Annotated in this window: 9 protein-coding genes and 1 pseudogene; 1 reads left to right on the top strand and 9 read right to left on the bottom strand. The window is 40.6% G+C overall.

All coding sequences use genetic code 11. The features are described 5' to 3' along the window. Window positions 1–4 precede the first annotated feature (4 nt). Window positions 5–1,396 (bottom strand): Cof-type HAD-IIB family hydrolase, encoded by a 1,392-nt coding sequence (locus tag B4W83_RS05905; protein WP_000453149.1) that lies wholly within the window; start codon window positions 1,394–1,396, stop codon window positions 5–7. Between the two features lie 65 nt (window positions 1,397–1,461). On the opposite strand from B4W83_RS05905, the gene B4W83_RS05900 reads away from it, so the two are divergent. Continuing rightward, on the top strand, window positions 1,462–2,424 hold the full coding sequence (locus tag B4W83_RS05900; RefSeq protein ID WP_001124792.1) for an asparaginase: 963 nt from the start codon (window positions 1,462–1,464) through the stop codon (window positions 2,422–2,424). Between the two features lie 28 nt (window positions 2,425–2,452). On the opposite strand, the gene B4W83_RS05895 is transcribed toward B4W83_RS05900, so the two are convergent. The 8 genes and pseudogenes from B4W83_RS05895 to B4W83_RS05860 all read right to left on the bottom strand — a co-directional run bounded on the left by B4W83_RS05895 (window position 2,453) and on the right by B4W83_RS05860 (window position 8,031). Beyond that, window positions 2,453–2,935, bottom strand: a complete 483-nt coding sequence (locus B4W83_RS05895; protein ID WP_083022234.1) for a hypothetical protein — start codon at window positions 2,933–2,935, stop codon at window positions 2,453–2,455. Window positions 2,936–2,998: 63 nt separating this feature from the next. Beyond that, window positions 2,999–4,009, bottom strand: a complete 1,011-nt coding sequence (ccpA, locus tag B4W83_RS05890; protein ID WP_000990605.1) for a catabolite control protein A — start codon at window positions 4,007–4,009, stop codon at window positions 2,999–3,001. Between the two features lie 317 nt (window positions 4,010–4,326). Continuing rightward, window positions 4,327–4,926, bottom strand: coding sequence for a response regulator transcription factor (locus B4W83_RS05885; RefSeq protein WP_000866699.1), 600 nt, complete (start codon window positions 4,924–4,926; stop codon window positions 4,327–4,329). Continuing rightward, window positions 4,927–6,024 (bottom strand): annotated as a pseudogene (locus B4W83_RS05880) (sensor histidine kinase). It abuts the gene before it with no gap. After that, complete coding sequence (locus B4W83_RS05875) at window positions 6,024–6,761, bottom strand: ABC transporter permease (RefSeq protein ID WP_000816028.1); 738 nt, start codon at window positions 6,759–6,761, stop codon at window positions 6,024–6,026. Before B4W83_RS05875 ends, B4W83_RS05880 begins: the two are co-directional and overlap by 1 nt. Window position 6,762: 1 nt before the next feature. Further along, a complete protein-coding gene (locus tag B4W83_RS05870; RefSeq protein ID WP_000219345.1) occupies window positions 6,763–7,647 on the bottom strand; it encodes an ABC transporter ATP-binding protein in 885 nt (294 codons plus the stop codon). Beyond that, window positions 7,634–7,828, bottom strand: a complete 195-nt coding sequence (locus tag B4W83_RS05865; RefSeq protein WP_000708867.1) for a hypothetical protein — start codon at window positions 7,826–7,828, stop codon at window positions 7,634–7,636. The genes B4W83_RS05870 and B4W83_RS05865 overlap by 14 nt, the downstream gene beginning before the upstream one ends. After that, window positions 7,825–8,031, bottom strand: coding sequence for a hypothetical protein (locus B4W83_RS05860; protein ID WP_007284920.1), 207 nt, complete (start codon window positions 8,029–8,031; stop codon window positions 7,825–7,827). The genes B4W83_RS05865 and B4W83_RS05860 overlap by 4 nt, the downstream gene beginning before the upstream one ends. Window positions 8,032–8,655 lie beyond the last annotated feature (624 nt).

Raw genomic sequence — 8,655 nt, 5'->3', positions numbered from 1 at the left:
ATTTTCATTGAGTATTATTTCTCTCTTTATGACGCTCATAAGCCTTGAGCTGGCGCTGCAGTTCCTTTTTAATAGCAGGTTCTGGAGCATATTTTTCTTCCCAATCATCTGGTTTTAAGATTTTGTGGGTCACTGGATCAAAATGAGCCTTGCCATCTGGAAAAATTTTCCCCATATTAGCCTGATGGACAATGTCAAAAATACGTTCTGGATCCACCCCCATCAAGACAAAACTACCGTAGGTGAAATAAAGCGTGTCAATCAAGGCATCCACCTGACCTATCAAATCTTGCTGAGCAGGCGTCTTCTTAGCTACTTTATCTGCTGCCTTATCAAGAGCTTGATGAAGTTGCGATAGAGCTTGACCAAAGTCCTCTTCAGAAGGGCTGGCAGCTCGAACAAACTCCACCAATTCTTCTATTTTAAAGCCAGCCCTATGGGTTGCACCTTCTAAATCCCAAGCTCGAGGTTCTTCTTGGGTCCGTTCATCCATCATGTGGTGGAAGGTCTTGACCTTATTGAAATGATAGTCACGGCTGACAAAGACTTTTTCTGAAGCCAAAACACCAAAATGTTCCAAGGCCTTGTGGATTCCGTCTTGTTGATTGCTGGTGGTAATGTGCTTGGCAACTTCCTTGACACTGCTACTACCATTTCCCATAGCCACAGACATACCGACACCCGCCAACATTTCTAGGTCATTGTCCGAGTCTCCAAAGGCCATGACTTGGTTGAGGTCAAAGCCATATTCTTTCCCGACTAGTCGAATGCCTTCCAATTTAGAGTTTCCTTGATTGATGACATCCGCAGCAAAAGGATTGCTACGTGTCAATTTCAAGTCTTCAAAATCAGCTGCCGCCTTCTCAGATTCTTCTGGCGTCATCAGCATCAAGACTTGATAAATAGGCTGATTCATCAGATGAAGCAGGTCTTCTTCCTTTTGGGGAACAACCTTACTGACCATACGATTAAAGGAATGACTCACCGTCCGGGTTAAGACAGAGGGAACGAAGCGACTGATTCGTTGGGAAAAAGAACCCAGACCAAAGGACATGATTTTAGAACCCAGCATGGCATCCTTGGTCCCTAGGGCAATCTCCTTCCCCTCTTTTTTAGCGTAGCTAATTAGATGGCGCAAGTGCAACTTGGAAATAGGGCTCGTGAACAAGACTCTGTCTTTAGTAAAGATATACTGGCCATTATAGGTTACCGCAAAATCCAGGTCCAAATCGTCCATCAATTCCTTAACAAAAAAAGGTCCTCGCCCTGTCGCTACACCGACAAGCACCCCTTGTTCTTTAACAATCTTAATCGCGTCCCTAGTGGATTTCAAAACACTCTTGCGATTGTTGACTAGTGTTCCATCGATATCAAAAAAAACAGCTTTGACTTCCATCCTATCCCAATCTCCCCTTTTGTGATACAATGATTATACCACATTTCAGAAAGAGTAAGTAAATCATGCCTAAGAAAATCCTTGTTTTACATACGGGTGGGACTATTTCCATGCAGGCCGATGCTTCTGGCGCTGTTGTGACGAGTTCAGATAATCCTATGAATCATGTGTCCAGCCCACTTGAAGGAATCCAAGTTCATGCCTTGGACTTTTTTAATCTGCCAAGCCCCCATATCAAACCCAAACATATGCTGGCTCTCTACCAAAAAATCAAAGAGGAAGCAGATAACTACGATGGGGTGGTGATCACACACGGAACCGATACTTTAGAGGAAACAGCCTATTTCCTTGATACCATGAAAATTCCCCACATGCCCATCGTTCTAACAGGAGCCATGCGCAGCTCCAATGAACTCGGTAGTGATGGTGTTTATAACTATCTGAGTGCTTTGCGGGTAGCTAGCGATGACAAGGCTGCTGACAAAGGAGTTTTGGTCGTTATGAACGATGAAATCCACGCTGCCAAGTATGTCACCAAAACACATACGACCAACGTCAGCACCTTCCAGACCCCAACACATGGCCCCCTCGGTCTCATCATGAAACAGGAAATCCTCTACTTTAAAACAGCTGAACCTCGTGTTCGCTTTGATCTTGATCACATACAAGGCTTGGTGCCTATCATCTCGGCTTATGCTGGTATGACAGATGAGCTGATTGATATGCTGGATTTAGAACACTTGGACGGTTTAATTATCCAAGCCTTCGGAGCTGGTAATATTCCCAAAGAAACGGCTCAAAAATTAGAAAACCTTCTGCAAAAAGGAATCCCAGTCGCCCTGGTTTCACGATGCTTTAACGGTATCGCTGAGCCTGTTTATGCCTACCAGGGTGGGGGCGTGCAATTACAAAAATCTGGTGTCTTCTTTATTAAAGAACTCAACGCCCAAAAAGCCCGCTTGAAACTCCTCATTGCCCTCAATGCCGGACTAACAGGGCAAGATTTGAAAGACTATATGGAAGGCTAAGACTCTTGAAAAATCTCTTCAAACCACGTCAGCTTCCATCTACAAGCTCAAAACAGGGACTTGAGCTGACTTCGTCAGTTTCATCCACAAGCTCAAAGCAGGGACTTGAGCTGACTTCGTCAGTTTCATCCACAAGCTCAAAGCAGGGACTTGAGCTGACTTCGTCAGTTTCATCCACAAGCTCAAAGCAGGAACTTGAGCTGACTTCGTCAGTTCTATCTACAAGCTCAAAGCAGGGACTTGAGCTGACTTCGTTAGTTCTATCCACAAGCTCAAAGCAGGGACTTGAGCTGACTTCGTTAGTTCTATCCACAAGCTCAAAGCAGGGACTTGAGCTGACTTCGTTAGTTCTATCCACAAGCTCAAAGCAGGGACTTGAGCTGACTTCGTTAGTTCTATCCACAAGCTCAAAGCAGGGACTTGAGCTGACTTCGTCAGTTCTATCTACAAGTTCAAAACAGTGTGTTGCGCAGTCTTTAACCAGCCGCCTAGTCCGCTCTATGGTATTCATTAAGTCAACATCTCTTGTTTAAGAGCACAAAATCAGGAAATCTTCTCGATTCCCTGATTTTTTCTATTTACGTTTTCGTGTTGAGCTACGTTCTGTTAATCCATGAGATAATAGAACTTCACGTTCTTCCAACACTTCCTTGTGCATAATCTTAGTCAACATACGCATACTAATGGCACCAAGGTCATAAAGAGGTTGGGCAATAGTTGTCAAGTTTGGACGGGTAAAGCGAGAGACTTGCGAATCATCACTGGCAATGATCTCAAATTCTTCTGGTACTGACACACCTTTATCAGCCAAACCGTTCAAGACACCTGCCGCCAACTCATCACCTGTTACAATTGCTGCAGTTGCATTTGATGAAATCAAGCGCTCTGCCAAGGCATAGCCATCTTCATAAGTGTATTTAGATTCAAATACCAAGCCTTCGCTATAAGGAATATCTGCTTTTTTCAAAGCTTCCTTGTAACCAACCAAACGAACCTTACCATTGATGTCATCCACTAGTGGACCACTGACAAAAGCAATGCGCTCATTTTCTTTAGCGAGGTAGGTCACTGCATCAATCGTAGCTTGTTTGTAGTCAATATTGACACTTGGAAGCTGATGCTCTACATCCACAGTTCCTGCGAGAACAATCGGAGTACGTGAACGCGAAAATTCTGAGCGAATTTTATCTGTCAAGTGATAACCCATAAAGATAATGCCATCTACCTGCTTTGAAAAGAGGGTATTGACAACAGAAACTTCTTTCTCGTTATCTTCATCGCTATTAGCTAGGACAATATTGTACTTGTACATTTCTGCAATATCATCAATCCCCTTAGCCAAACTCGAAAAATAACCATTGGTAATATTTGGAATCACGACACCAACAGTGGTTGTCTTTTTACTTGCAAGACCACGCGCAACTGCATTTGGACGATAATCCAAACGATCAATTACCTCTAACACTTTTTTACGGGTATTCTCTTTTACATTTTTATTGCCATTAACCACACGGCTGACCGTCGCCATGGAAACACCTGCTTCACGAGCGACATCATAAATGGTTACTGTATCATCTGCATTCATTCCTTTTCCTGTCCTTTCTATCCCACACATTCTTTTACAAGTAGAGGCACCAATTAAAGCTCTATATCTACTTACAAAAGTGAAGATGTGAAAATTTCGTTTTCATATTTTTACTTATTCCATTCTATCACTAATTGTAAACACTTTCAAGTGTTTTTTGAGGATTGATTGAAAAAATTTCATAGAAAGCCTAGGTTTAGCTCCTTGCTACCACCTTAGAGCCACAAAAAGGAGGAAACTAAGCCCCCTCAAGTTACAAATTGTTTGATTGAATAATTTTAATTTTAACACATAATGGTTTTCGCGTTATGATAGTATCACAACCAACCAGATTCTTTCGCGATATTAGCTGCCTCTGTTCGATTACCTGCATCTAGTTTCGAAAGAATATTGGTGACATAGTTTCGGACTGTTCCGTTGGATAAATAAAGTTGATCTGCAATTTCTTGGTTAGAGAAACCCTGAGCAATTCCCTTTAAGACTGCGATTTCTTGTTCTGTCAACGGATTGGGATGCGTCATCACCACTTCCATCAATTCAGGCGAATACTCCTTGCGCCCTTCGAGGACAATGTGCAAGGTTTGCATGAGGTCTGCAATGCTTCGTTCCTTTAATACATAAGCATCCACTCCAGCCTTGACCGCACGTTCAAAATACCCAGCACGCTTGAAGGTCGTCACCACAACCACCTTTGTTTCTAGATTTTCTGCTCGTATCCACTCCAAGACTTCAAGACCTGTCTTAACAGGCATTTCTACGTCAAGGATGGCGATATCTACAGACTCCTTTTCTAATAGTTGAATTGCTTCCTGCCCATTCTTGGCTTGGAGGACAGACTCTACATCTGCTTGAAAGGCAAGCAACTGGCACATAGCATCTCGCAACATACTTTGATCTTCTGCGACTAATACTTTCATCTACTTTCTCTCCTTATAAGGTAGTCGAACCTGAACTTCTGTCGGTTGTTTCTGACTAATCACCTTTACCTCTCCCGAAAATGGAAGGACACGTTCTCGGACTGTATGGAGGTCACCCCCCTTTATAGAAGTAAAGCCACAGCCATCATCTCTCACTATTAGAATGAGTTCCTTCTCTGTCCGTTCTAATCTTAAGTAGACTTTAGACGCTTTGGCATGTTTGATGATATTGGTCACTAATTCAAGCAAAATCATGGAAGCCGTTGACTCCAATTCCTGAGTTAAGCTAGCTGTATCTAGTTGATTAGCTATTTCCACCTCAATTCCAGCAATTTCTAACATCTTTTTCACAGTCTCTAGTTCGGATGTCAAAGTTCTAGACTTAAGATTTTCCACAATGGTTCGAACTTCACGCATTGATTCTTTACTAATTTGCTGTATTTCTCTTAATTCCTTTTCCACCTGTGGATAAGCCTGCATTTGAAATAACTGCAAGGCTAAATCTGTCTTGACACTCAGCATAGCAAAGGTATGCCCCAGACTATCATGTAAATCCTGACCGATACGACTGCGTTCATTTTCAGCAAGCAATAGATTTATCTGGGCATTTTGCTTGACCTGAGCTTCTTTCAAATCCTCGACAATCCGAATCCGAACCAATCCAAAAGTCATTAAATCGACAAAAGTAAGAATTACAAGCATATAGACTAGAAACTCAACTTCGATTCTCTGAAAAATCAAAAGTCGCCCCACAACAAGGACTTAAGCAAGGAGAAATGTCCATACATGTAAAGACTTTAAACTACGTACGCCAAAATGATAAATTAAGAGATTGGAAAGGAAAAAGAAAAACCAGATATAATTCCCAGCAACAAAGGCGGTATTCCCAGCTACATAGACCAGCATGATCCCCCAGAAAAGCCAAGATAGGCGCTGGTTCTTAGTTATTAAAACACCCAAATACGTCACTACAAATAGAATATCAACCAATAAATGCCAGGCAGGAAGCTCCCCAATCACTACAGGTAGGATGGGAAAAAGCATAAAAATCAAACTGGCCCAAAACATATAGTGTATGCTTTTCAGTCTTTCAAGCATTAAGCATTCTCCTTATGACCTTGAAGGTAAATAGTCAAACCAAATAAAACTGCTGAAAAAACAAGTAAATAAACTGTGGCTGATAGATTGATGCCACCCTCGTTTAAGAAGGTCTTGAGCAACTCCATCAATTGATAGGTCGGGAGACACTTACCGACTGCTTGCATCCAGTCTGGAAATAAAGAGATGGGCATCCAGAGTCCGCCTAAAACAGCCAATCCTAGATAAAGAAGATTGCCCACAACAGACATCAGCTGACTAGTTGGTAAGAGAGTCAAGGTCAAGCCAAGTGCTACAAAAGCAATACTTCCCATAATCAGCAAAATCGCAGCTCCAACCCAGCTTGCTAAAGGCATATCCACACCTCTTACAAAATGCCCAACTGAGAAAACCACCAAGATTGAAACCAAATAATCAACCAGCATAGTTGTTATCTTTGATAGATAATATTCTACCATATTTACAGGACTATGACGCAATGTTTTCTGCCAATTGTTGATCTTGTCGGTATGTAAGACAGCTGGAAATGAGAAGATAGCTGTCGACATCATGGAAAAAGCCGTCATGGAGATAAGATAATCACGCATAAAATTCGCGGGTCCACCTGGTGTGTTCTGGTACATGCCAGAAAAGAATAGATAGAAGGCTGTCGGCATCCCTACGGATAATAAATAATAGATTGATTGCCGTTTGGTCAATAGAAATTCTATCTTATTTAATGCTATCCATTGTTTCATCTTAGTCATCTCCCTTCTGAGTTTCTTCAAAGATTGTATCCAACAAACTACGATTATTAACTTCAATTTCTTGTATGCTACATCCTGCTTGAACTAACAGTTCCCAGAAAGCATCCGCTTCGCGTGTGACTACTTGTAAGGCATCTTGTTTTTGTACCCAGTTTTCAACCAAGACTGACTTCTCAACGACTTCCTTGTAAGCTAGCGGAAGGATAAAATGCTTTTCAATCTCCTCACTACGCATAGCTAGAGGCGTCGTGTCACGAATCAACTCTCCCTTATTTAAAACCAAAATCCGGTCAGCTGTATGCTCTACCTCTTCAATATAATGAGACGAATAGAGAATGGTGACTCCTTGCGCTTTTAGGTCCCGAACAATTTCCCAAAAACGTTGACGAGTTGAAGTATCCATGGCCGCAGTTGGCTCATCTAAAAAGACAAGCTTTGGTCGCCCAATTAAGGTCAAGACAAAAGATAAAAGACGTTTTTGCCCACCTGACAATTTTTCTGCAAATTGCTCTTTCTGTTGCTGATCAAACTGCAATAGTTGATCGATTTCCTGGTTGCTCAAGGGATTTGGATAAATACTTTGAAAGAAAGCAATCAACTCTTTGACCTTTAATTTCTGAACGATGACATTCTCTTGAGGGAGGTAGGATCTTGTATAGTCTAACTTAGAGCTCGTTACCGACAAATCTTGGATAGATACTTGACCGCTTGTGACCAGTTTATCTCCAAGCAAACAGTCCAAGAGTGTGGTCTTTCCTGCTCCGTTTGGCCCAATCAAGGCGACGCATTCGCCATCGTTGATTTCAAAGGAGATGTTCCGCAAAATCTCCTTGTCTTTTATTTTCTTACTCAATTTCTCAACTTTAACCACAGTCATGAGACTCTCCTTTCAACCACTCCATTCTCATAAGGAAAACGACGAAAATCATAAATCCAAACCCCAAAGCACCACGAATGAATTGGCGAAGCAAGGCTTGAGCAAACCAACCTGTAAACATTTCTACCAACCATACCACTAGTGATAGTCCAATAAAAAGATAGAGAAACGCTTTTTTCATTTTTCAAACTCCTTTTTCACATCTGAGACTAATTTCAAACCTTCTCTAACAATCCAAGACATCATTCCAAAGACAGCAAATAGTTCCCAAGGAAAATGGTAGAAACCCTCATCCAATCCCGAAAACATGAGATAGGTCATAACTCCTGCTACTACTAAACTCACTGCGATAATCATTTTATTTCTCATCTCTTCTTCCTCCATTTCATACTACAATTATAGTCTTTTGAAATCAGAGGAGATAGAAGCTTCTGTCACTAGAAAATATGACAAATGTCATAAAAAATTCTGTTCAAAACAAGCAAGATACACTATACAATAAAACACAATTAGAAAAATCTAAGGCAACTTCCTCAAAAGAGATATCAAACCCAATTCACACCATAATGTAAACTAATACTTATTTAAAATCAAAAAGAGTAGAAATTTTTATTAGACAAACACATATATTATACGTTGAACAAAACCCTTCTATTGCTTTCTTAAAAATTTATAGGAGGCTAAATTTATAAGAGTTATATAATAAAATGAAATAAGAATCGAACAATTTAATTTTGGAATCCAAATCAATTTATAACAATATTTTAGAAGAGATGTTATACTATTCCAAATTCAATTTAATATAAAATCTGTTAAATTTCAATGTGGATACCTAAACTACGGTATTTATTGAAAAGACTGGAAACAAAAAAATATACACGATCAAAATGAATTACTGAAAATCAAAAAAGAGAGAAGCAAACTGATTCTCTCTTAATGTATATAATATCTAATTTTAAAAATAAACACTCACGTATCTCTGTAATGTATCGGGAAGACAGGATTCGA

It is taken from the genome of Streptococcus pseudopneumoniae ATCC BAA-960 = CCUG 49455 (assembly GCF_002087075.1).
Lineage (GTDB): Bacteria > Bacillota > Bacilli > Lactobacillales > Streptococcaceae > Streptococcus > Streptococcus pseudopneumoniae.
Note: the sequence above shows the minus strand (reverse complement) of the source record. Positions and strands in the feature narration are given on the sequence as shown.

Bases quoted from the DNA above. Each gene is read 5' to 3' on its own strand.
- B4W83_RS05905 (WP_000453149.1), bottom strand. From the start codon at position 1,396: ATGGAAGTCAAAGCTGTTTTTTTTGATATCGATGGAACACTAGTCAAC.
- B4W83_RS05900 (WP_001124792.1), top strand. From the start codon at position 1,462: ATGCCTAAGAAAATCCTTGTTTTACATACGGGTGGGACTATTTCCATG.
- B4W83_RS05895 (WP_083022234.1), bottom strand. From the start codon at position 2,935: ATGAATACCATAGAGCGGACTAGGCGGCTGGTTAAAGACTGCGCAACA.
- ccpA (WP_000990605.1), bottom strand. From the start codon at position 4,009: ATGAATGCAGATGATACAGTAACCATTTATGATGTCGCTCGTGAAGCA.
- B4W83_RS05885 (WP_000866699.1), bottom strand. From the start codon at position 4,926: ATGAAAGTATTAGTCGCAGAAGATCAAAGTATGTTGCGAGATGCTATG.
- B4W83_RS05875 (WP_000816028.1), bottom strand. From the start codon at position 6,761: ATGAAACAATGGATAGCATTAAATAAGATAGAATTTCTATTGACCAAA.
- B4W83_RS05870 (WP_000219345.1), bottom strand. From the start codon at position 7,647: ATGACTGTGGTTAAAGTTGAGAAATTGAGTAAGAAAATAAAAGACAAG.
- B4W83_RS05865 (WP_000708867.1), bottom strand. From the start codon at position 7,828: ATGAAAAAAGCGTTTCTCTATCTTTTTATTGGACTATCACTAGTGGTA.
- B4W83_RS05860 (WP_007284920.1), bottom strand. From the start codon at position 8,031: ATGGAGGAAGAAGAGATGAGAAATAAAATGATTATCGCAGTGAGTTTA.